20 protein-coding genes and 1 pseudogene are annotated in these 21,762 nt (G+C 43.4%); 14 read left to right on the forward strand and 7 right to left on the reverse strand.

Translation table 11 applies throughout. The features are described from left to right. Window positions 1–811 (forward strand): alpha-amylase family glycosyl hydrolase (locus tag ACYVRA_RS10785; RefSeq protein ID WP_461252710.1); only part of this gene is annotated, 811 nt, incomplete at its 5' end. Window positions 812–878: 67 nt separating this feature from the next. Next, entirely contained in the window at window positions 879–2,438 is a 1,560-nt protein-coding gene (locus tag ACYVRA_RS10790; RefSeq protein ID WP_461252711.1) for a hypothetical protein, read from the forward strand. Between the two features lie 30 nt (window positions 2,439–2,468). On the opposite strand, the pseudogene ACYVRA_RS10795 reads toward ACYVRA_RS10790, so the two are convergent. The 5 genes and pseudogenes from ACYVRA_RS10795 to ACYVRA_RS10815 form a co-directional block, all read right to left on the reverse strand. After that, a pseudogene (locus ACYVRA_RS10795) lies at window positions 2,469–3,035 on the reverse strand (FumA C-terminus/TtdB family hydratase beta subunit); the annotation flags it as partial. A 13-nt stretch (window positions 3,036–3,048) separates the two neighbouring features. Then, complete coding sequence (gene ttdA / locus ACYVRA_RS10800) at window positions 3,049–3,939, reverse strand: L(+)-tartrate dehydratase subunit alpha (protein WP_461252712.1); 891 nt, start codon at window positions 3,937–3,939, stop codon at window positions 3,049–3,051. 17 nt (window positions 3,940–3,956) lie between these two features. After that, window positions 3,957–5,390 carry an argininosuccinate lyase gene (gene argH / locus ACYVRA_RS10805; RefSeq protein ID WP_461252713.1) on the reverse strand — a complete coding sequence of 478 codons (1,434 nt, stop codon included), beginning with the start codon at window positions 5,388–5,390 and terminating at the stop codon, window positions 3,957–3,959. Window positions 5,391–5,434: 44 nt separating this feature from the next. Then, window positions 5,435–5,674: a hypothetical protein gene (locus ACYVRA_RS10810; RefSeq protein WP_461252714.1), complete on the reverse strand. Its 240-nt coding sequence runs from the start codon at window positions 5,672–5,674 to the stop codon at window positions 5,435–5,437. Window positions 5,675–5,995: 321 nt separating this feature from the next. Then, on the reverse strand, window positions 5,996–7,294 hold the full coding sequence (locus ACYVRA_RS10815) for an argininosuccinate synthase (RefSeq protein WP_461252715.1): 1,299 nt from the start codon (window positions 7,292–7,294) through the stop codon (window positions 5,996–5,998). Between the two features lie 81 nt (window positions 7,295–7,375). On the opposite strand from ACYVRA_RS10815, the gene ACYVRA_RS10820 reads away from it, so the two are divergent. The 5 genes from ACYVRA_RS10820 to ACYVRA_RS10840 all read left to right on the forward strand — a co-directional run bounded on the left by ACYVRA_RS10820 (window position 7,376) and on the right by ACYVRA_RS10840 (window position 10,830). Next, window positions 7,376–8,536 carry a divergent polysaccharide deacetylase family protein gene (locus ACYVRA_RS10820; protein ID WP_461252716.1) on the forward strand — a complete coding sequence of 387 codons (1,161 nt, stop codon included), beginning with the start codon at window positions 7,376–7,378 and terminating at the stop codon, window positions 8,534–8,536. Next, complete coding sequence (gene tsaD / locus ACYVRA_RS10825; protein ID WP_461252717.1) at window positions 8,533–9,552, forward strand: tRNA (adenosine(37)-N6)-threonylcarbamoyltransferase complex transferase subunit TsaD; 1,020 nt, start codon at window positions 8,533–8,535, stop codon at window positions 9,550–9,552. The genes ACYVRA_RS10820 and tsaD overlap by 4 nt, the downstream gene beginning before the upstream one ends. Before the next feature lie 148 nt (window positions 9,553–9,700). After that, window positions 9,701–9,967: a DUF3791 domain-containing protein gene (locus ACYVRA_RS10830; protein ID WP_461252718.1), complete on the forward strand. Its 267-nt coding sequence runs from the start codon at window positions 9,701–9,703 to the stop codon at window positions 9,965–9,967. Window positions 9,968–10,100: 133 nt separating this feature from the next. Next, window positions 10,101–10,337: a hypothetical protein gene (locus tag ACYVRA_RS10835; protein ID WP_461252719.1), complete on the forward strand. Its 237-nt coding sequence runs from the start codon at window positions 10,101–10,103 to the stop codon at window positions 10,335–10,337. A gap of 151 nt (window positions 10,338–10,488) precedes the next feature. Next, window positions 10,489–10,830 carry a type II toxin-antitoxin system HicB family antitoxin gene (locus ACYVRA_RS10840; RefSeq protein WP_461252720.1) on the forward strand — a complete coding sequence of 114 codons (342 nt, stop codon included), beginning with the start codon at window positions 10,489–10,491 and terminating at the stop codon, window positions 10,828–10,830. Window positions 10,831–11,153: 323 nt separating this feature from the next. Here the strand turns inward: ACYVRA_RS10840 and ACYVRA_RS10845 are convergent, their stop codons facing one another. Both ACYVRA_RS10845 and ACYVRA_RS10850 read right to left on the reverse strand, forming a co-directional pair. Continuing rightward, on the reverse strand, window positions 11,154–11,447 hold the full coding sequence (locus ACYVRA_RS10845; RefSeq protein WP_461252721.1) for a HigA family addiction module antitoxin: 294 nt from the start codon (window positions 11,445–11,447) through the stop codon (window positions 11,154–11,156). A 10-nt stretch (window positions 11,448–11,457) separates the two neighbouring features. Then, entirely contained in the window at window positions 11,458–11,736 is a 279-nt protein-coding gene (locus tag ACYVRA_RS10850; protein WP_461252722.1) for a type II toxin-antitoxin system RelE/ParE family toxin, read from the reverse strand. A gap of 448 nt (window positions 11,737–12,184) precedes the next feature. On the opposite strand from ACYVRA_RS10850, the gene ACYVRA_RS10855 reads away from it, so the two are divergent. The 7 genes from ACYVRA_RS10855 (at window position 12,185) to ACYVRA_RS10885 (ending at window position 21,761) form a co-directional block, all read left to right on the forward strand. Next, window positions 12,185–15,484 carry a beta-propeller domain-containing protein gene (locus tag ACYVRA_RS10855; RefSeq protein WP_461252723.1) on the forward strand — a complete coding sequence of 1,100 codons (3,300 nt, stop codon included), beginning with the start codon at window positions 12,185–12,187 and terminating at the stop codon, window positions 15,482–15,484. A gap of 18 nt (window positions 15,485–15,502) precedes the next feature. Then, window positions 15,503–18,049, forward strand: coding sequence for a CHAT domain-containing protein (locus tag ACYVRA_RS10860; protein WP_461252724.1), 2,547 nt, complete (start codon window positions 15,503–15,505; stop codon window positions 18,047–18,049). A 32-nt stretch (window positions 18,050–18,081) separates the two neighbouring features. Beyond that, the gene (locus ACYVRA_RS10865; protein WP_461252725.1) at window positions 18,082–18,651 is read left to right on the forward strand and encodes a hypothetical protein; all 570 of its coding nucleotides are present in this window, start codon (window positions 18,082–18,084) and stop codon (window positions 18,649–18,651) included. 117 nt (window positions 18,652–18,768) lie between these two features. After that, window positions 18,769–18,975, forward strand: coding sequence for a hypothetical protein (locus ACYVRA_RS10870; protein WP_461252726.1), 207 nt, complete (start codon window positions 18,769–18,771; stop codon window positions 18,973–18,975). A 311-nt stretch (window positions 18,976–19,286) separates the two neighbouring features. Then, on the forward strand, window positions 19,287–19,769 hold the full coding sequence (locus ACYVRA_RS10875) for an NADH-quinone oxidoreductase subunit NuoE family protein (RefSeq protein WP_461252727.1): 483 nt from the start codon (window positions 19,287–19,289) through the stop codon (window positions 19,767–19,769). Between the two features lie 58 nt (window positions 19,770–19,827). Further along, complete coding sequence (locus tag ACYVRA_RS10880) at window positions 19,828–20,232, forward strand: (2Fe-2S) ferredoxin domain-containing protein (protein WP_461252728.1); 405 nt, start codon at window positions 19,828–19,830, stop codon at window positions 20,230–20,232. A 5-nt stretch (window positions 20,233–20,237) separates the two neighbouring features. Beyond that, window positions 20,238–21,761 (forward strand): NADH-ubiquinone oxidoreductase-F iron-sulfur binding region domain-containing protein, encoded by a 1,524-nt coding sequence (locus ACYVRA_RS10885; protein ID WP_461252729.1) that lies wholly within the window; start codon window positions 20,238–20,240, stop codon window positions 21,759–21,761. Window position 21,762 lies beyond the last annotated feature (1 nt).

Consider the following 21,762-nt stretch of genomic DNA (forward strand, 5'->3'; position numbering starts at 1 on the left):
AAAAGACGACGTTTATATAGTAGCTGAAAATTGGTCGGGGACAACCGCGATACAGAATTATTATGAGGCGGTTAATTGTTTTGATTTTTCTTTTGCCGGCACGTCGGGATATATTTATTACGCGGCGACTGGCGTTGACAGCGTTTCAGAATACGCCGCTAATCTTGAATCGTATCAAAAACAAGTATTGAAAAAATCTTCACTGGCAATCCTTGCCCCGTTTGTTTCCAATCACGATATGGACAGGGCCGCCGGCTTTCTTGCTCCTGAAAATTACGCGATGCAGACGGCGGCTAACATTTACCTGTTATCAAGCGGCTGCCCTTTTATTTACTACGGAGAAGAAATTGGCATGAAGGGAAGCAAAGGCAACGAACCGACCGACGCGAACAGAAGACTCGCGATGTTATGGGGAGATAACGACAAAGTTAAAGACCCTGTGGGCAGTACCTACGATAAGGCGAATCAGAAAAACGGAACGGTAAAAAGCCAACTGCCTAAAAAAACCAGCCTGTTGAATCACTATAAAAAACTTATTATGCTCCGCAGGGCAAATCCCGAAATCGCCAGAGGCGCGGTTACAGCTTTGGATTTTTCCGACTATGCCGTTTTCGGCGGCTTTGTCTATGATTACGGCGGCAGTAAAGCCGCGGTATTTCACAATACCGGCGAAGATGAAGTTACGGTTGATTTGAGCGAATATACAAGTGAGAATTTTACCGTTGTCAGAGGTTACGCTGGTAAGGGTAGTGCGGCGTTGAAGGGGAGTGTTCTTACGTTGGGTGGGTTTACAAGCGTTGTTTTAAAGTAAGAATATAATAGTGTTTTTTTTTAATAAAAATGATATAATAGCGTATATAATATTAAGGAGTTTTTATATGAAAAACGCGTTTAAATTTTTTATAATTATTGCCATTACGGTTATAATAGGGTTTTCTTTTGTTGGTTGTTTTTTTAATAGCGGAACAAACAATGATAATGATGATAACGGCGAAGACGGCAGCGGCAGCGGCGGCAGTGGCGGCAGCGGTGTAAATCCGACTATTACCATTAAGAATAACACAGGCTATTCAGTAAACGGCATTAACATTAAAAAATCAACATCAACAAGTTGGGGAGATAATTTATGCGGTTGGTATTCTTTGGATGACGGTACAACGCGGCAATTTACTCTTTCGCAGTCTTTATCCGCTAACAAAGAATATGATTTCATATTACAATCGTCATCAGGCGGATATTCTTTTAGAAAATATAAAGTCACCGTTTCAAACGGAATGACAATAGCCTTTACTGTCAGTGATATAAACGACGGAAGCGACTTGCCAAGAATCACCATTCAAAATAGGACAGGCGTAGCCTTTAATGGATGTTACATAAAACCGTCATCTTCATCAGATTGGGGAGGAAGCTTTGGAGAAATTTCAAATAATAGCGATAGGTCTGTAACAATACCTATTCCGCCGTCAAGTTATAAAAAGTTTGATATTCAAACGAGGTCATCAAACCCAACCAATACATACACCATGAGCGATATAACTGTTTCAGACGGTATGGTTTTAACATATACTAATGTAAATTCAGACACTTCGCTTATTGGTTCGCCGGTAATTGTTATTGAAAATAAAACAAGCTATTCTGTAAGCGGCATTTATATAAAAAAAACAACATCAACAAACTGGGGAGATAATTTATGCGGTTGGTATAATTTAGATGATGGTACATCACGAACATTCACTCTTTCGCAGGCTTTATCCGCTAACAGTGAATATGATTTCGTGTTACAATCGTCATCAGGCGGATATTCTTTTAGAAAATATAAAGTCACCGTTTCAAACGGAATGATTATCCCGTTTACCACTAATGATTTAAACGACGGAAGCGATCTGCCAGGTATTACTATTCAAAATAGAACCGGCGTAGCTTTTAATGGATGTTATATAAAACCGTCATCTTCATCAGATTGGGGAGAGAGCTTTGGAACAATTTCAAACAATGACGGAAGGTCTGTAACCATACCTATTCCGCCGTCCAGTTATACGGTGTTTGATCTTCAAATGAGATCATCAAATCCGACCAATACGTTCACAATGAGTAATATAACTGTTTCAGCCGGCATGGTCTTAACATACACAAGAGCTAATTCAGATACCCCGCTTATTGGTTCGCCTGTAATTGTTATTGAAAATAAAACAACTTATTCCATAAGCGGCATTTATATAAAACTGTCATCATCAGAAAGCTGGGGAGATAATTTATGCGGTTGGTATAATTTAGATGATGGTACATCACGGACATTCACTCTTTCGCAGTCTTTATCCGCAAATAGCATATATGATTTTAAATTGCAATCGTCATCAGGCGGATATGTATTTACGAAAATCAATGTCTCGGTATCAGATGGTATGATTGTGAGTTTTAGCGGCAGTGATTTGCAATAAGTTCGTGTGGTTCGCGGTAAAAATTATTTTTTACCGCTTCTTCCCAGCATAAAACAAAGAATTCTCCGCAAAGAGATTCCCCCCATGCGCGTCAATGCTGACAATCAGCGGACCAAACGCTTTAGTCTTCATTACCCAAAGACATTCCGCCATGCCAAATTCTTCCCAGTAGGGATTTTCAATGCTATCTATTTGAGTTGCACCTAACACAGCGCAGCCGCCTGGGTAAACGCAATGAATTGCGCGTAACTCTCGGCAGGCGGACGCTGTTTTCTCTCCCATGCCGCCCTTGCCGATCATCACTTTTATGCCTGTTTTTTTTATAAAATCAGCCGCCCATTTTTCCATACGCATGGAAGTAGTCGGCCCTATCGAAACAAGCTCATGATTTTGTTCGGTTTTTTTTACAATTGGTCCGGCGTGATAAATTGCCATTCCGTTTAAGTCCACAGGCGGCATAATATTTTCTTCTACAACTCTATGGTAAACCTCATCCCTTCCCGTTACGATTGTTCCGGCAAGATAAATTACATCTCCGATATGAAATTTGAGAATATCATCGTTATTCAAAGGCAAATTAATCGTATTCAAAAAAACCTCTTTTCTCTCATTAAAGTTTCGCTCCCTTAAAACCTGTCAGCTCATAAGAGAGATCGCTGTTAAGGCGGATTATTCCGCACCTTAATGTGTAACACGAAACATTTACAGCGCATGCCCTTGTCGCCGTGTGCCTTGCAGACGATTCAATATGCACTCCCATTACCGCCTGATTGCCTCTTAATCCTTGAGCGCCCATGCCAAGACTGTTAAGGCCGTCCGTTAGCTGTTTTTCAAGCTCCGCTCCTTTTGGGTGGGGGTGTTTTGTCCCTAACGGCCTTAAAATTGCCTTTTTTGAAAGTACCGATGCGTTTTCTATGTTATGCCCAAGTCCGACTCCCACAAGCAGGGGAGGGCAGGCGTTAATTCCCGGTCCTGAGACAATGTCGTACACAAAGGGAATAATCGCCTCTAGTCCGTCCGATGGCTTAAAAACTTTCGCTTGCGCGGGAAGACTGCATCCCGCTCCTGAAAAGTACAGCGTCATTTCCATTTCTTTAGATGCGGGAATAATTTCCCAGTCAATCCACGGAGTTCGCTCTCCCGTGTTGTCGCCTGTATTGTTTTCGTCAAAGTAGTTGACTGCGTTTGGTCTTAATGGGACGCTTATGGTCGCTCTGCGTACCGCCTCGATTATCGCTTCCGCCGTAATGTCCAAATGAGGAAAAGCAGTTCCGGCTTTTATAAAAAATTGAAGCATACCAGTATCCTGACAACATGGGCGGTTAAGTTTTTCAGCTAACGCCAAATTTTCAAAATAACTGTCGTAGATTGATTTTTGAAGGGGAGAGTCCTCGGCTTTACGCATTTCTTCCAGACGTGCCATAACATCATCGCTTAACCTGACCGCCGCAAGAGCAATAAATTTTTCTATAAGCGTTATAAATTTTTCTTTTTCGCTCATATAAAAAACCCACGCTCTTAATTTATTTTTTTGCGTAACAGCTTTATCTGCCTACGAACTTCTTTGGGTGATGGTCCCCCCGGTATCTCGCGCGCTTTTACGCAGGCTGACGGCGTTATCAGTTTGTAAATATCTTCCTCAAAAAGTTTGGAGCGTTTTTTTAATTGCGCGAGCGTTAAAGCGGAAATATGTTTATGTCCCGCCTCGATACAATCGCGCACCAAAGAAGCGGCGACTTCATGAGCGGCTCGGAAAGGAAGCCCCTTGCGGACAAGATATTCCGCCGCGTCTGTCGCTTCCAAAAAGCCGCCGGTACACGCCGCCTTCATTCGTTTAATGTTAAATTGAGTGGTTTTAATCATTCCCGTGAACATTCTAAGGCAGGCAATCAACGTGTCGATGCTGTCAAAAAGGGTTTCCTTATCTTCCTGTAAATCTTTGTTATACGCATAGGGCAGTCCCTTTAGCAGAGTAAAAAGAGCGACAAGGTTGCCGGTTGTTCTTCCTGTTTTTCCACGGATAAGTTCCGCAAAGTCGGGATTTTTTTTCTGAGGCATGATCGAAGAACCCGTGCTCCATGACTCGGCAAGCTCGATAAATTTAAATTCTTCGCTTGCCCACAAAACCACGTCTTCACAAAAACGTGATAAATGAACCATAGTGATGGCGCATGCGCTTGAAAGCTCCAAAGCAAAGTCCCTGTCCGCAACAGCGTCCATAGAATTGATACATGGCCTGCTAAAACCCAACTCCTGCGCGACAGCCTTGCGATCCAAGGGCAGGGTAGTGGCGGCTAACGCTCCGCTTCCCAAAGGACACTCGTCAAATCTTTTAAGGGCGTCGCTAAAGCGTGAATAATCCCTCTCCAGAGCGGCGCAACATGCCGTTAGATGATGTCCAAGCGTTACGGGCTGCGCTCTTTGAAGGTGCGTGTAACCGGGCATTATGCTGTTTACATGAGACTGCGCCGTATCCAGAAGCGTGTTAAGAAGCGTAGCCAATTCATTTTGTAATAGCGGCACCTCGCGTTTTAAATAAAGGCGGAAAGCGACCGCCACCTGATCGTTTCTGCTGCGTCCTGCGTGAACCATTTTGCCGGTATCACCAAGACGCTCCGTTAAAATCGCTTCTAAAAAAGAATGAATATCCTCATACGCCGTATCTATCTTCAATTTGCCCGCTTTAATTTCGCCTGCGATAGCGTTAAGTTCTTTTACAATTTTACTCGCGCTGTCCTTTGAGATAATTCCCTGTCTGCCGAGCATTTCTGCGTGGGCCTTGCTTGCGGCAATGTCGTCAAAGACAAGGCGGCTGTCAACATTGATTGACGACTGAAAAGCAAAAGCCTCCGCCTGCGGAACTTCCGCAAGCCGCCCCGCCCAAAGAGGTTTAGCCTTCGGCTTAGCCTTAGGCTTGGCTGTTTTTTTTACCGGATTGCGCTTAGTTTTCAAAATTTCTCCTAACATAGGTTACATGAAATAACCTGATATTTTTATTAGGTCGCCGCAGATGCAATAATCTTTTCTCGAACCATATCGCCAATAATTTGAGCAGGTAATTTTTGCATTTGAATAGCGCGGTTTACAATATAATCGGCGGCCTCTCTATCCAATACGTCCAGTAATTTTCGTTGATTGGTAAAATAGCCGCCTTTTCTGTTGGGATCGGCTTTTGGTGGATTTTTAGTAAAAAGATCATCCCAATAATCGGCTTCTTCGTCAGTCATTTCAGACATAAGTTCCTCCTACCCCTTAAGCAAGGGTAAATAAATAGCGCGGCACGGCTGGGCATGAAACACATTTAAAACGCCGTCTTCCATTTAATTATACATGATTTCAAGTAAATTTCCAACACGGTCTGTTCCAAGAACAATGTACTTGTTTTCATAACCTTCAAGCACCCCTTCATACCACGGCTAATCAAGGGCATGGCGGATATTATCCAATGTAATTTTATGCTTGAAAGCAGACGACTTGCAGATAATATTCCGCTTCATAAATAGATCATAGCGCATACTCCGTTAAGAAGCAACGCTTTTAAACTCCTCATGCACAATCTACTTTTTCCTAGCCGCCGCGCTTTTACTCGAGATTGATTTTGCCTTTCCCGAAGCCGCTCCCGCCGCCTTCGTCCCCGCCGCTTTAGTTCCCTCTTTTTTACCCTGCTCCATGAGCGAGCGTACAAGCACGGGAAGGCCGTAGAGTTTTATAAAGCCCTTTGCGTCGGCGTGATTGAAAAGCTCGCCCGTTGTAAAACTTGCGAGGCTTGTGTTGTATAGCGAGTAGGCTGACGTTACGCCGGCGGCGTTTATCGAGCCTTTGTAAAGTTTAAGCCTTACTTTGCCGGTTACGGTTTGCTGGGTGCTGTCAACAAAAGCGCATAACGCTTCGCGTAACGGAGTGAACCAGAGGCCGCCGTAGATAATCTCGCTTAGTTTTAGCGATACTTGCTGTTTAAACGAATAAGTCTGCCTGTCAAGACAGAGGTGCTCAAGTTCTTGATGGGCGTAGTAGAGGATAGTTCCGCCTGGGGTTTCGTATACGCCTCGGCTTTTCATTCCGACGACGCGGTTTTCTACAAGGTCTACAACGCCGATGCCGTTTGCGCCGCCTATTTTGTTGAGCGCGTTAATTAACGGTACGCCTTCCATTTTTTTTCCGTTAAGGGAGATGGGGACGCCTTTTTCAAATTCGATTTCCACATATTCAGGCTTATTAGGCGCTTTTTCAGGCGGTACGATCATGGCAAGCATTTTCTTTAACTGCGGTTCAGTCGCCGGGTCTTCAAGCTCAAGCCCCTCGTGGGAAATATGCCACAGGTTATCGTCCATGCTGTAGGATTTTTTCTTTGCCACAGGAACAGGAATTTTTCTCCTTGACAGATACCTCATCTCATCCTGCCTGCTTTTCAGCTTCCACGTTCTCCACGGGGCAATTATTTCGATATCGGGTGCAAGCGCCATGATTCCAAGATCGAACCTTACTTGATCGTTTCCCTTGCCTGTCGCGCCGTGGGCGATAGCGTCGGCTTTTTCTTTTCGCGCGTACTCAACAAGAACTTTCGCGATTAGCGGCCTTGCGGTTGACGTGCCCAGAAGATACTTATCTTCATAAACAGCGCCGGCTTTAAGCGCGGGCCAAATGTATTCCTCAACATATTCTTTTTTAACGTCGGCGATGTAACACGCGTTCGCGCCGGTAGCCATCGCGCGTTTTGTTATCGCCTTCCAGTCGGCTGCCTGCCCCACATCAACGCAGACGGCGATTACGTCGCAATCATGATTTTCTTTTAACCACGGAATGATAACTGTAGTGTCCAAACCGCCTGAATAAGCAAGAATAATTTTCTTTTTCATTAGAGCTCCTTTAAAAATATATAGTAGTATTTTTAATATTATCTATAAATAAAGACTTTTACACAAGATATTTTAACAATTATGCCGAAAATTATATGTATCAGTATGAAGAAATTGGCTAAAACGAAGAAAATAGTGAAAAAAACGTATAAAAGACGCAAAAAGAATGGATTTTCCGAACATATTCAGGCATTTTTGCTGGTTGGGGCTCTTGTCGCTGTTTCGGCTTTAATTTCCTGCGCCGTTATCGCCATTCATTCCAGTCTTAATAAAGAAAATGTTACTTTGCAGGAAAATGAATCTCGACAGCCGGAAGCTGTTGAAATGACCGAACAAACAATTCCCGAAAAACCGGAATCGCAGAGCGTTGAAGTTTCTCCTCCCGATACGGAAAAGAAAGAGATTGTTCTAACTTCAACTCCAACTAAAAAACAAGTTACGCCCAAGACACGCGCCGTAAAAAAAACGCCGGATGTGAAACATACGCCGGATGTGAGACAGACGCAGCCTGTTCAAAATAACGTTCCTGTCGCGACTACCGTTTCCGCCGTTATTAATCCAAAGGTTCCGGTTGAAAACAAGGGGACTTTGGTTTTTATTATTGACGACGCGGGAAATAATTTAAAGGAGCTTGAGCCTTTTTTGCGTATTCAATTTCCTTTTACAATCGCCGTATTGCCCGGCCTTCCGCATTCGGCTGAAGCGGCTAGGCGGATAAGGGAGAGCGGAAAAGAAGTGATTTTACACCAGCCAATGGAAGCGATAGGAGGGCAGAACCCCGGCCCAGGAGCGATTTATTCCGGCATGAGCGCGGAAGAAATAAGGTCGGTATTGTCACATAACATCGATGAAATCGGGCCGGTTGCCGGAATGAACAATCATCAGGGGTCAAAGATAACGATGGACAAAGAGGCGATGCGCGTGATATTGGCTTTTTGCGATGAAAGGGGAATTTGTTTTATTGATTCCAGAACGACCGCCGATACTGTTGTTCCCATAGTTGCGAACCAGATGGGGATAAGAATAGCTGAGAGAAATGTTTTTATTGATAATGAGCAAAATAGGGGCGCTATGCTCCGCTATATTTCAACCGGGCTTGCAAGGGCGCAAAAAAGCGGCAGCGCGGTGATGATCGGACACACATGGTCACCTGATTTGGCTCCCTTGCTCGCCGATCAATTTCCTGATTTTATTGAACAAGGTTACACTCTAAAGACTGCTTCTGATATAATAAAAAGATGAAAGTTCTTGGCATTGAAACTTCATGCGATGAGTGTTCCGCCGCGGTTGTGGAAGACGGCGAGAAAATTATTTCCAATGTTATCGCAACTCAGATACCTTTTCACGCGCCGTGGAACGGGGTTGTTCCCGAAATAGCGAGCAGAAAACACACCGAATGGATTTACGCCGTAACAAAAGAAGCTCTTGATAAAGCGCTCTTGAAAGTTGAGGACATCGATGCCGTCGCTGTGACAAACCGCCCCGGTCTTTTAGGCTCATTGTTAGTAGGGCTTTCATTCGCGAAGGCGTTCGCCTGGGCGCGTAAAATACCTTTTATAGCCGTTGATCACATGCTGGCGCACCTGTACGCGCCGCGTTTAGTTAGCGAAGCAAAATGCGATTACCCTTTTTTAGGGCTTCTTGTTTCAGGCGGCCACACGATCATCTGCCGAGCCGATGACTTTGACAATATTACAGTCCTCGGCACAACGATAGACGATGCCGTAGGAGAGGCTTTTGACAAAGTGGCTAAATATTACAACTTTGGCTATCCTGGGGGAGCCGTCATTGATAAAATGGCGCATAACGGTGACAGCTCTGCTTTTAATTTTCCGATGCCGTCTTTGCACAAGGGCGATCATCGCTATGACGTGTCATATTCCGGTTTAAAAAACGCCGCAATAAACCAGCTTGACATTTTTAAAAAGAAATCCGGCGCCCACACAAACGAAGACATAGCAGCCTCTTTTCAAAAAACCGCCGTTCAAATCCTGTTACGCGCCATGTTAAACGCCGCCGAAGACACCGGCATTACCACAATAGTTGCGGGCGGCGGCGTCGCGGCTAACAGTTGCCTTCGCTCCTGCCTTGCGCGACAATCTCATCTTAACTGCATTTTCCCCCCTGGGGACTTATGCGGCGATAACGCCGCTATGGTGGCTGGAATTGGGTATCAGTACCTTGCAAGAGGTGAACGCTCCCCGCTGAATATTACCGCAAGCGCTAGAGTTTCCGGTTTTAAGAAGAAATATCCTTAAGAATTTCACACAAAGGGCACAAAGGAAGAGAAGATCACAAAGAAGAGGAAGAAAGTGATTTTTGTCCGTCATCTTATCGTGAAATTAGAAAGCAAAGATGGATTACAAGGTGCTGGACAATTGGGTTGTTTTGTATTATAGTGAAAAAATGGTTGATGTTAGAGGAATATATCAGGGTGAAGATACGGTTAAGACGGACATTTTGTCAGACGAACACGATCAAAATCTTATGCTTGTATATGCTGTTGAAGGGTATTCCCAACGGCACAATCTGCCCGAAGAAGATGTCATTGCCCTATTCCAAAAATACGGAATTAATCATTTAATCCGTAAAAACTATAATACCCTCCATACACAGGATTTTGATGAAAGTATATCATTTGCCGAGGATGTTTTGTCATGGAAACAAAACTGATTCTGTATCATGGATCAAATTGCGATTTTGACGAGGTAGACATCTCAAAATCAAAAGACAAACGAAATAATCAGGTATCGCTGCATACGTCCGCTGCTCTTTCTCACCTTAAAATTATTAGGAAATATACTAAATGAAAGACAAATACATCTTTAAAGATCAGGATATTACTACAGACGTGTTATTTAAAATTGAACAGATCGTAAGCATTCTGGCGGAAAAAGAACATATTCATTTTGATGACGCTTATGCGATATTCATATCATCACAGACATACAAAACACTCAAGAGAACCAAAAATCTTTATTGGGCAGAAAGCGCCGAATTTATCGCGGATGAATACTACCGGGAAAAGAGCAATATTTTATGAAAAGACTTCAAATAAAGAATACGAAGATCACAAAGAGGAGAAAGTAATTTTTGCCTCTTTACAATAGTATCAGTTTATAGTACTATAAAAACCACGGATAAAGGAGCGGTAAATTCGGTTCGAAGATTTCTTGAAAATGCGGGGGTAAATTATGATGAATTATAAAGGTTATTTGGGTACTGTAGAATATGACGATCAGGCAAAAATTTTTCATGGGGATATTATCAACACAAGAGACGTTATTACTTTTCAGGGTACGACGGTAAAAGAAATAGAACGTGCTTTTAGGGAGTCTATTGACGATTATATCGCATGGTGCGAGAAAGACGGCGTTGAACCTGAAAAACCTTATTCCGGCAGATTCAACGTCCGGCTGTCTCCTGATCTTCACCGTCAAATAGCCGTTCTTGCTAAAAAAAAGCGGGTGTCGCTTAACAGTTTTGTGGAAAAAGCCATCACCGATGAAATTGTGCTTCTAAGTAATGGGGGCTAATACATATCTTGTCGTTTTTAGTGCGCTTTATGGTAGAAATTTTTCTAAAAATTTTCACACGAAGATCACAAAGATCACAAAGGAAGATCAGATGTTTTTGTCCGAGAGCTTAGCGTAAGGCTTCATGATAAGATAACGAACAACAACTTTTCCCAAATTTTCTCTCGCAAAGACGCAAAGGACGCAAAGTTGTTGTTCGTAGGATCATCGTTTTCCTTCAATATTTGTAGTCAAAATTATATATCTTGATCAACAATGAGCTATCGAACAACAACTTTGCAGGTCTTGTAGGTGTCACCTTCGAGAAGTAGTATCGCCTTTTTCTAAACCGCTATTTTTGGAAACGCGCGCAATGAAGCAAATTTGTTTTGACGCGCTTTCCAGAGATCGAGTTTTATCTGCATGGCAAGCCAGCTTTCTGCGCTGGTATTGGTAACCTGCGCTATTCTCAGCGCCATTCGCGGACTGCATGATGACTTTTCATTTACCAATTCTGAAAGCGTCTTTCGCGTTATGTTCATCATACGAGCCGCGTCGGTAACTGTTAATCCCAACGGAACTAAAACATCTTCAAAAAAAACCTTTCCGGGATGTACCGGTTTTCTTAATCGTTCCATAAAATTCTCCTTAGTGATAATCCTTATAATCTACTAAAATAGCATCCTGACCTTCAAATTCAAATGTTATGCGCCAGTTTGCGTTCACTGTAACAGACCATGTACCGACTTCTTTTCCTTTAAGCTCATGTAATTTATACCCAGGCAGATTCATATCATTTGGAGAAATACTGGCATCCAAACGATCAAGAATACGCCCAATCTTCGGCGCATGTTCTGGCAATATGCCCTTTTTTGAACCAGTAACAAAAAAAATCTCCAAACCTTTATGCTTAAAAGAACGAATCATAGTTTATTATTGTGTGTAACCTGATAGGTGTCAAGTAGTCTCTAAGACTTCACACGAAGATCACAAAGATACAAAGATCACAAAGGAAGATCAGAGGTCTTTGTCCGAGAGCTTAGCGTAAGGCTTCATGATAAGATAACGAACAACAACTTTTCCCAAATTTTCTCTCGCAGAGGCGCAAAGACGCAAAGGACGCAAAGTTGTTGTTTGCAGGATCGTCGTTTTTCCTTCAATATTTGTAGTCAAAATTATATATCTTGATCAACAATGAGCTATCGAACAACAACTTTGCGCCTCTGCGCCTTCGCGCCTTTGCGAGAGTTCTTTTTGTAGAAATTTCAAAATTTTATGTAACCTTATCGCCTACAATGTGGTTTATTACTATAAATACTTCCCAAAACGCGCTTAAACGCGTAAAATGGGATTTAACTAAAGAGGGTTACGGTGTATGAAAAAGTTTGTTTGCGTTATTGCGGTTTTGACGGCTTTACTGGCGATTTTTGCCTGCGTGAGCGGGGGCAGTTCTCAAAAGAAGCGTGAGCCTGATGTTAAGGTGGCGGTATTTCCGCAGGTGGGGCATACGGATGAAATAAATTCTGTCGCATTTAGCCCTGACGGGAAAACTATTGTCTCTTGTTCCAGTGATACAAGTCTTAAACTTTGGGATACTGAAACAGGTCGGGAAATTAAAACTTTTAACGGACATACATGGCAGGTTTTGGTTGCGGTATTCAGCCCTAGTGGAAAATATATTCTCTCAGGTTCTAATGATAAAACACTTAAACTCTGGGATGTGGAATCGGGACGAGATATTAAAACATTTTCAGGGCATTCACGACCTGTCACTTCTCTGGCAATTAGCCCTGATGAAAAATTTGTCCTCTCAAGCTCAGATGATGATACCATTAAGTTATGGGATGTAAAAACAGGAAAAGAGATAAAAACATTTTCTGGATATAAAGGTAAATCCTTAACATTCAGCCCGGATAGTCGGCATATACTCTTATGTTTAAATGATGGATATATTGAAATTTTGGATGCGGCGACAGGAAAGGAAAGAAAAACATTTAAAGTAACTGACAAAATAGCCAATTTCGCGGTATTCAGCCCTGATGGGAAATATATACTTTATGGTTCCTATATATTAGTTGAAAAGGGCAATGTACAAAATTTTCAAAGAAATGAAGGGAAACAGAATACAATGATGTATAATGTTGATTTAAAAGTACTATCTATAGAACAACCTATGTTAAAGCTTTTAGATACGGCAACAGGTCAGGAAGTTAAAACTTTCTTGGGACATACCGGCACCATTACATCAGCGGCATTTAGTTTTGATGGACAGTTTATCATTTCAGGCTCAGTAGATAAGACCGTCAAGCTTTGGAATGTTGAAACAGGAGAAGAAATTAAAACTTTTTCCGGGTATAACGCTTCAGTTACTTCAGTGGCGTTCAGCCCTGATGAAAAGACAATCTTTTCCAGTTCTGGAAGTAATACCATTAAATTTTGGAATGCGGTAACAGGAAATGAAATTAAAACTTCTACAGGATTTACAGGCTTTGCAGGTCCAACCTTTGCCATAGCGTACAGTCCTGATAACAGCATGATACTCTCTAATACAAATGATTTTACGCTCAGGCTATGGGACGCGAAAACAGGAATACCTATCAGAACTTTTTCGGGACATACGGCATTTATTCGATCTGCGGCCTTCAGCCCCGATGAGAAGACCATTGTCTCTTTGTCTAATGATGAAACTTTAAGGCTTTGGGATGTTGAAACAGGACAGGAGATTAAATGTATTTCAACCGGTAGGAGCGGAAATGTGAGATTCAGTCCTGATGGCAAACGTATTCTGGTACGTTCCATTGAAAATGATTTCTTACTTTTGGACACTGAAACGGGAAAAGTTATTAGAAAGTTTTTATTACTTAATTCCGGTTATATCTTTTCAACAGTGTTTAGCCCTGATGGTAAGTATATTCTTTCAGGATCTAGCAACAAAACAATCAAGCTATGGGAAGCCGAAACAGGGGAGGAAATTAGAAATTATTTAGGACATACGGGACAGGTCATGTCTGCGGTATTCAGTCCTGACGGGAAGCAGATACTATCCGGTTCTGATGACGGAACTGTGCGCCTTTGGAATACGGAAACGGGACAGGAAATTAACAGGTTTTCAGAGAATCTGGAGTATGTCCTTTCTGTAGCGTTTAGTCCCGATGGAAAATATATACTCTCAGATTCCGCGAGTAATACCCTTTACCTCCGTGACGTAAAAACAGGAAAAACGGTTAAAAGTTTTTCTGGGCATACCAGCATGGTTTTTTCAATTGTTTTTAGTTCCGACGGCAAACAAATTCTCTCCGGTTCCTATGACGGAACTGTCCGCCTCTGGGACGTTGCCACCGGTAAAGAAATAGCCCAATTTATCTCATTTATCGGCGGCGAGTGGATCGTCATCACCCCAGAAGGCTACTACAACGCTTCACCTAACGGCGACAATTACCTCAATGTCCGTATCAATAACAATGTCTACGGTATTGACCAGTTTCGGAAAATCTTCTACCGTCCTGAGATTGTAGCAACGGCGCTCTCAAGTAACGCCGCCGCTTATCAGGCAATGGTCAAGAAAGCGGGCGCTAACATTAAAAACGCAATGCCTCCGCCTAAGGTTACAATTGAACCTGTTAAGAGTACGGAGGCGATTAAAACAGAACAAACTAAAATTACAGTAACAATAAATGACGATAACCTTGAAATTAAAAACGTGTGGATCAATGTGAATGGAAGGCAAGTCGCGGGGAAAAGCGTTTCAAGGGCTATAGTCATGCCTGCGTCCGGTTTGAACGTAACAGGAAAAGATAAAAAAATGTATTTCACCATCCCGCTTGACGTGGAAGACGGAAACAATGTTGTGGAAGTATTCGCGTCTAACGGGTATGCCGAGGGCAGGGATACTATTTCATTTAACGCGGAAATACGCCAGGCGCTGCCTGATCTGTGGATGATCGCGATAGGGGTAAATGATTACAGTTCGCCTTTGGTATCGGATTTGGCTTACGCGGTCAACGACGCGAAAGAGCTTGCGGATGTTTTTAAGAGGCAGGAAGTCAAGCGTTACGCGAAAGTAAATACGCTGGTTATCGCTGACGGGGAGAGGCAAAAGCCAACGGCGGCTGTTATACGCGAAAGTTTTACGTGGTTTAAACAGGCTAAGGAGCGCGACTTGTGCATCCTCTTTATCGCGGGGCACGCGGTTAATGATTCGGGAGGCAATTATTTCTTTCTTCCGGCGGACGCGGCGTTTGACGAGTCGGGCAATATTGACACAAAGACGGCGATTTCACATATAGAAATTAATTCCGTGCTGGATATGCCGGGGCGCAAATTGTTCATCCTTGACACTTGCCATTCGGCTGGGGCGGGGAAGTCAGGCATCGCGGACACAAACAGTTTTATCAGGCAGGCGATGGAATATTATCCTGTAATTTTCAGCTCCAGCCGGGGGAGCGAACTGTCGCAGGAGAGGCCTGAGTATAAACACGGGATTTTTACCTACGGCATCATAAAGGGAATTGAAGGGGCGGCAGTCTCGGCCTCAAGCGGGACCGTCACCATGAAGTCCCTAGACAGCTATGTTTCGGAAGTAGTCAGCGAAATGTCTGGAGGCCGGCAGAATCCGACTACGATTACACCTAACGGGTATGTCAATTTTGTTCTTGCGGGGGCGCAGAAAAAATAATTAACTAGGAGTTAATAAATGAAAAGAATGTCGTTGTTGCTTTTTATCGCCTTTACTCTCGCGAACGCGGTTTTGCCGGCGCAGGAGACTTACGATGATTATCTTGAGCAGGGCAGGGAACATTACGATGAATACCGATTCGACGCGGCAATTTCAAGTTTTGAAGCTGCGAAAAGGCTTAAGCCGGAAAGGCCGACGGTTTGGAAAGAACTCGCGGACGCGTATTTCATGCAGGGCAATTATGACGAGGCTATTAAAAATTACAATAGGGCAATACAAATTTATATCGAAATAAAAATGGAAAACCCGGAAGTGTACAATCACCGCGGCGAAACATACCGCAGTAAGGGAAATTATGAATTGGCTATAAATGATTTTAAAAAAGCAATTTCTCTTGATAACGACGACGCTGACGCTTGGAATTATCTTGGTTACGCGTATTACGGAATGGGCGATTATGACGCGGCTATTGAAAATTTTAATAAAGCTATCATGATTGACGGGCAGCACGCGCAGGCGTGGAATAACCGCGCCGCCTCGTGGCTTGAGAAGGGCGATTATGATAAGGCTATAGACGGTTATACCCAGCTAATTAAATTTGAGGCAAATTATAATTACGCCATCGTTTACAGCAACCGAAGCCGCGCGTATAGGATGAAAAAAGAATATCAAAAAGCTTTGGATGACTGCGACGCGGCGTTGAGGATAGATCGCGATTACGCGCCAGCGTTGAATAACCGCGCGCTCGCTTACTTTGGAATGGGGCAATACAAAAAAGCGCTCGCCGCTTACAGGGAATGTCTTATCGCGGCGGAAAAATCCATCAATATAAATGACGTTCCTGTTTACGCGTGGTTTCTGGCTGGTCAGGTTTATCAAAAATATCCCTACTTAAAAGGCGGCATAAAAAAACACGCGTTTTGGTCTAAATACGCGGTAAATGTCGTTTTAGACGGCATCGGCAGAGGCATTAAAAAAGCCGAGGCTATCCGTCAGAACATGGGCGCTCAAGGCGCGGAGTTGATGGCGCAGATGATCTACCTTTACTACGCTGGAGTTGATTTTGAAGCGGTTTTTGGTTCCGCCCAAAAAGTTTTTTTCTACTCCGAGTCCCTTCGCAGCCGAGGTTTTTTGGAACAGGTAGGCACCGAAGCGGCGATACGGCTGCCAGGAGTAAGCAAAGAAGATTTTAATAAATTTTTAAAGTTACGCGCTACAATTGACGAACAGCAGGCTATTATCAACACCTATGACGGCGCGAAACTGGAAGACGAAGCCAGCAACAGATACGCTATGGCGATACGGGAACGCAAAAAGGCCGAAGAAGAACTCGCGGAATTGGATATAAAACTTGGCAAAAGCGTTCCCAAATATAACGAACTTAGAAACCCAAAACCTGTAACGCTCAGTCAGGCAAAAGCTTATTGCGGGAAGGATCGGGCGGTATTGGAGTATGTGCTGTGGGATAATTCCGCGTATAAACCTATAAAAGGCCCCGAATCATGGAGCATTAAAGATGAATCCATAGCCGTCAACTCTTATTGCCTTGTCATTACTAAAAACGGCCTAACGGCTGTTCCGTTAAATCCTGATTTTAATTATGCTGACGCGATACAAAAATTGCGGGATGGTTTTGAAAGTCCTAACGCTAGAAATACTTCGCAATCCTTTTATGAAGAACCGCGTAACGCTTTGTACAATCAGCTTATAAAGCCGGTTTTACCTTATCTTAAAAATATAAAAAATATTACTATAGTGCCGGATGGCGATCTTGCCCTGATTCCCTTTGATATTTTAAGAGCCGATTCCGGTTCCAAAAACTTTGGCGATAATTATGTCATAAGCCTTTCACCTTCAATCTCTGTAAGCGTATTGGCGCGGAAAGATGAAAAAATGCCCAATTCGCCCATACTTTTTTTTGCGAATAGCGTATACGCCGGCAGGAAAACGCCTAGAGGAACCCCATGGAAGGATCTTGGCGGGGTAGAAAATGAGGTCAATATATTACAGAAAGTCGCCGGCGCGAAAAAAAAAGATTTCCTTACTTATTTTGATGAAAAGGCGACAAAAAAAAATATACAATCGCTTTCCGCCGGTGAAGTGTTAAAAAAATACCCGATTATTCATTTTGCCTGTCACGGGTACTTTAATAGGGAAAAACCTTCCGAATCGGGATTGGTATTGTATCAAGTATCGGGCGACCCTGTGGCGGAGAACGGATATTTAACAATACCGGATGTGGCCGCGCTTGATTTAAACGCCCGGATGGTCGTATTATCGGCCTGTGAGACCGGGCTGGGAAAGGCAAAAATAGGCGAAGGGATGGTTGGACTGGTTCGCGCGTTCATGGTGGCTGGCGCTGGAAATGTCGGAGTCAGTTTATGGGAAATTGACGATGTGGCTACGCCCTCTTTTATGGAAAGGCTGTACGGGAAAACTCTGGGAGAGGGAAAACGCTTTAGCGAAGCGTATAAAGAGGTTAAAAAACTGTTCCAAGCGGGTGAAGAATTTGGGTCAACATATACAAAACCGTACTACTGGGCGGCCTTTACAATGTATGAATAAGTGATATAATATATATTAAATGGAGGCTTTTTATGTGCAGGAAATTATTTATTGTAGTTTTAATTAGCGTAATTTTCGCGTCGGGTAGCCTTTTCGCCCAGGAAGCGTTTACATGGCATCTTGCGGTGGTAAAAGACAATCAAGGGGTTCCGTTTGACAAGCCGGTAAACATGAATAATGGCGAACAATTCAGCATACAGCTTTATTCTGACAGGGATTTTTACGCGTATATTGTGGTAGAACAGGCAGACGGCTCTATGATGACGCTTATGAACAGCAAAATATACGCTGATGAAATTGGAAGCACTAAAACTTTATCTTTCGCGGCTAATACTCACGGGCAGGAAAAGATTTATGTGGTGGCAAGCGTCAGCGAGCAAAAATCCCTGCAAAGAGCCATTGACGCTTATAATAATGACGGCGGTTACAGAAATACCATTATGCTTCAAACGGCGTTATCTGAAAATAAAGGAAACAGGCCAGGAAAAAAGACAAACTTTGGCGGCTCTGTAAGAGGCGATTTACCGGGACAAGAGCCAATACAGGGAACAGAATTTTCAGGCTCCTCAACGTATAATAAGACAATTATTATTAGCCATTAATAGCCCAAGATTTCTCACAAAGAATATATTAGGGAGTGGGGAGTAGACGAAGCGAAATTTTAATTACTACCTACCTATTGACAATTAATAGTATCAATTATATGCTTTAAATAATATATGGATAATGTCGTTCAAAATTTGGACAATATAAATCGGACACTTGAAAAACAAAACGAGATTATTCAAAAAATTCTGGATGTTATACCAAGACCGGAGAATAAATTTACAAAGGTACTTGAAACACTTGTTTTAATTGCAGGCGTGTTGGGTATTCTCAATGCCGCTGATATTGTTAGAAATTGGATTATACGGGGAGGAAATTAATGATTTTTCAATTTGTTGTTTCAATTATTATCGCTGTACTTTGTTTTACGGTATTTTTTCTTTTAAGGTATATGAGAAAACACCAGACACAATAAAGTAGAGCCTGTTTTTCAGTATTCTTGAAATGCCAAATTTACCAGACACTGTCTGTCATATTTGCTATGAATTTACTCATATTGGACAAAAACCCTAATCCTCCTTCGTGATCTTTTCTTCCTTTGTGTTCTTAGTGTGAACTCTTATCCATATAACCACTTGCCAAAAGCCCCATAAATTGTTACAATCCCCATATAAATTGATTAGGGGGACAAATGGCAAAAACAGAAGGGGATATTACTTTTCCCCAGGAATTATTATCATTTATAGAAGAATGGAAGGTTAAACCGGGGAGTCTGATTATGATTCTCCATAAAACCCAGGAAACCTACGGGTATATTTCCCGCCCAGCCGCTGAACAATTAGCCCGTCTTACCGGGATTTCCCTTGCCAGAATATACGGGGTTATCACTTTTTATCACTTTTTTAAGACCACTATGCCGGGGAAACACAAGATTTCCGTATGTTTGGGAACAGCCTGCTACTTGAAGGGCAGCCAGGACATAATGGACGAGACTAGAAACCTGCTCGGGCTAGAGCCTGACGGGGTAACTCAGGACGGCAAGTTTTCGGTAGACCCTGTGCGCTGTGTCGGCTGTTGCGGCCTCGCGCCCGTGCTTACGGTCGGCAACGATACCTATGGCAAACTTACCAAAGATATGATTCCCGGAATCATAGCCAAATATCAAAATAAATAGGGTTAAAATTAGTAACCATAAGGTTGGCAATACTAACCGTAAAGAGGAGTAAAAATTTATGGCAAAATTGAGTCTTGAGGATTTAAGAAAATTAAGAGAAGAAAAAAAAGCCGAGTTTAACAAGCGCGACAAAGACGGCGTTGAAACGCGGGTTATTATCGGCATGGGAACCTGCGGGATAGCCGCCGGAGCGAAACAAACATGGGACGCTTTCACGGCGGGAATTAAAGATAATAAACTTAAAAATTGCAGCGTAAAGCAAACCGGCTGCATGGGGCTGTGCCATTCCGAGCCTACCGTAGAGGTAATTGTCCCCGGAATGCCGCCCGTTATTTACGGCATGGTAGATCCTGAATTGACAAAATCGATCATCGCGAAGCATATTATCGGCAGGGAATTGTTAGATGAAAGTATCCTTGAGCGTCCTGCCGCTGATATTTTAACAATTATAAGAGGGGAATAATAAATATGGCGAATAACATCAATACTGTAGAAAATATGCCCGCGGGGCAAAAACAATTCCGTGTCGTGCTTCGCAACTGCGGCGTAATTGATCCCGAAAAAATCGACGAATACATAGCGCGAGACGGGTATCTCGGTCTTGAAAAAGTTCTTTTTGAATGGACTCAGGAACAAATAATTGAGGAAATGAAAAAATCAGGCCTTCGCGGAAGAGGCGGCGCGGGCTTCCCGACATGGCTAAAGTGGGATTTAGCGCGCAAAGCGGTAGGGGACCAAAAGTTCGTTATCTGCAACGCCGACGAAGGCGACCCCGGCGCGTACATGGACCGCTCCACGATAGAAGGCGACCCTCATTCGGTAATTGAGGGCATGATAACGGCGGGTAAGGCAATCGGTTCCAGCCAGGGATTTGTTTACATCCGCGCCGAGTATCCGCTCGCGATTGAACGCCTAAAAATCGCGCTTGATCAGGCGCGCGATTACGGGCTGGTAGGGAAAAACATCCTCGGCTCCGGTTTTGATTTTGACATTGAAATCCGCCTGGGCGCGGGCGCGTTTGTCTGCGGAGAAGAAACCGCGCTTATTAAATCCGTAGAAGGCAATCGCGGAATGCCGGTCCCAAAACCGCCGTTCCCGGCTAACAAGGGCTTGTGGCAAAAACCCACTATTATTAACAACGTAGAATCATTTGCGAATGTTCCCGTCATCACCGCTAGGGGCGGCGACTGGCTTGCTAAAATCGGTACTGAAAAATCAAAGGGAACAAAAGTATTCGCGCTTACGGGAAAAGTCAAATTTTCAGGACTTGTCGAAGTTCCTATGGGGACTACGTTACGCGAAATTGTCTACGATGTCGGCGGCGGAATTAAAGACGATAAAAAATTTAAGGGAGTGCAGTCCGGCGGGCCGTCGGGCGGCATTCTTACCGAAAAATCGCTAGACGTCCCAATCGACTTTGAATCATTAATGGCTAACGGCTCCATGATGGGCTCGGGCGGCATGATAGTAATGGACGAGGACGACTGCGTAGTTGACGTGTCGCGCTTCTACATGGACTTCTGCGTTGATGAAAGCTGCGGCAAATGTTCTCCGTGCCGGATTGGAACTACGCAAATACTTAAAATCTTAGAAAAAATCGCGAGGGGCAACGGGGAAGACGAAGACCTTGTAAAATTAGAAGCTATCGGAAACGCGATGACAAAAGCGTCGCTTTGCATGCTCGGCTGTACCGCCGCGAATCCTACAATGTCCACCCTTAAAAATTTCCGCGAAGAATACATCGAACATATACACGATAAAAAGTGCCGCGCCGGAAAATGCAGAAGGCTTATCAGATTTACAATTGACGCTTCTAAGTGTATCGGCTGCGGAGCCTGCGCTAAAAAATGCCCGGGTAACTGCATTGTCGTGGAAGACGCGGAAAAGTACAAGGATAAAAAACGCCCGCCGTATATCATCAATCAGGATGAATGTGTTAAGTGCGGCGAGTGCGTGGTTTCATGTAAATTTAACGCGGTGATAAAGGCTTAAG

The organism is Treponema sp. R8-4-B8 (genome assembly GCF_054786175.1).

Excerpts from the sequence above, each read along its gene's own strand:
- ACYVRA_RS10790 (WP_461252711.1), top strand. The coding sequence starts at position 879 with ATGAAAAACGCGTTTAAATTTTTTATAATTATTGCCATTACGGTTATA.
- ACYVRA_RS10845 (WP_461252721.1), bottom strand. The coding sequence starts at position 11,447 with ATGGAACGATTAAGAAAACCGGTACATCCCGGAAAGGTTTTTTTTGAA.
- ACYVRA_RS10820 (WP_461252716.1), top strand. The coding sequence starts at position 7,376 with ATGCCGAAAATTATATGTATCAGTATGAAGAAATTGGCTAAAACGAAG.
- ACYVRA_RS10855 (WP_461252723.1), top strand. The coding sequence starts at position 12,185 with ATGAAAAAGTTTGTTTGCGTTATTGCGGTTTTGACGGCTTTACTGGCG.
- ACYVRA_RS10815 (WP_461252715.1), bottom strand. The coding sequence starts at position 7,294 with ATGAAAAAGAAAATTATTCTTGCTTATTCAGGCGGTTTGGACACTACA.
- ACYVRA_RS10850 (WP_461252722.1), bottom strand. The coding sequence starts at position 11,736 with ATGATTCGTTCTTTTAAGCATAAAGGTTTGGAGATTTTTTTTGTTACT.
- ACYVRA_RS10870 (WP_461252726.1), top strand. The coding sequence starts at position 18,769 with ATGGATAATGTCGTTCAAAATTTGGACAATATAAATCGGACACTTGAA.
- ACYVRA_RS10835 (WP_461252719.1), top strand. The coding sequence starts at position 10,101 with ATGAAAGACAAATACATCTTTAAAGATCAGGATATTACTACAGACGTG.
- tsaD (WP_461252717.1), top strand. The coding sequence starts at position 8,533 with ATGAAAGTTCTTGGCATTGAAACTTCATGCGATGAGTGTTCCGCCGCG.
- ttdA (WP_461252712.1), bottom strand. The coding sequence starts at position 3,939 with ATGAGCGAAAAAGAAAAATTTATAACGCTTATAGAAAAATTTATTGCT.
- ACYVRA_RS10875 (WP_461252727.1), top strand. The coding sequence starts at position 19,287 with ATGGCAAAAACAGAAGGGGATATTACTTTTCCCCAGGAATTATTATCA.
- ACYVRA_RS10830 (WP_461252718.1), top strand. The coding sequence starts at position 9,701 with ATGGTTGATGTTAGAGGAATATATCAGGGTGAAGATACGGTTAAGACG.
- ACYVRA_RS10860 (WP_461252724.1), top strand. The coding sequence starts at position 15,503 with ATGAAAAGAATGTCGTTGTTGCTTTTTATCGCCTTTACTCTCGCGAAC.
- ACYVRA_RS10865 (WP_461252725.1), top strand. The coding sequence starts at position 18,082 with ATGTGCAGGAAATTATTTATTGTAGTTTTAATTAGCGTAATTTTCGCG.
- ACYVRA_RS10840 (WP_461252720.1), top strand. The coding sequence starts at position 10,489 with ATGATGAATTATAAAGGTTATTTGGGTACTGTAGAATATGACGATCAG.
- ACYVRA_RS10810 (WP_461252714.1), bottom strand. The coding sequence starts at position 5,674 with ATGTCTGAAATGACTGACGAAGAAGCCGATTATTGGGATGATCTTTTT.
- ACYVRA_RS10885 (WP_461252729.1), top strand. The coding sequence starts at position 20,238 with ATGGCGAATAACATCAATACTGTAGAAAATATGCCCGCGGGGCAAAAA.
- ACYVRA_RS10880 (WP_461252728.1), top strand. The coding sequence starts at position 19,828 with ATGGCAAAATTGAGTCTTGAGGATTTAAGAAAATTAAGAGAAGAAAAA.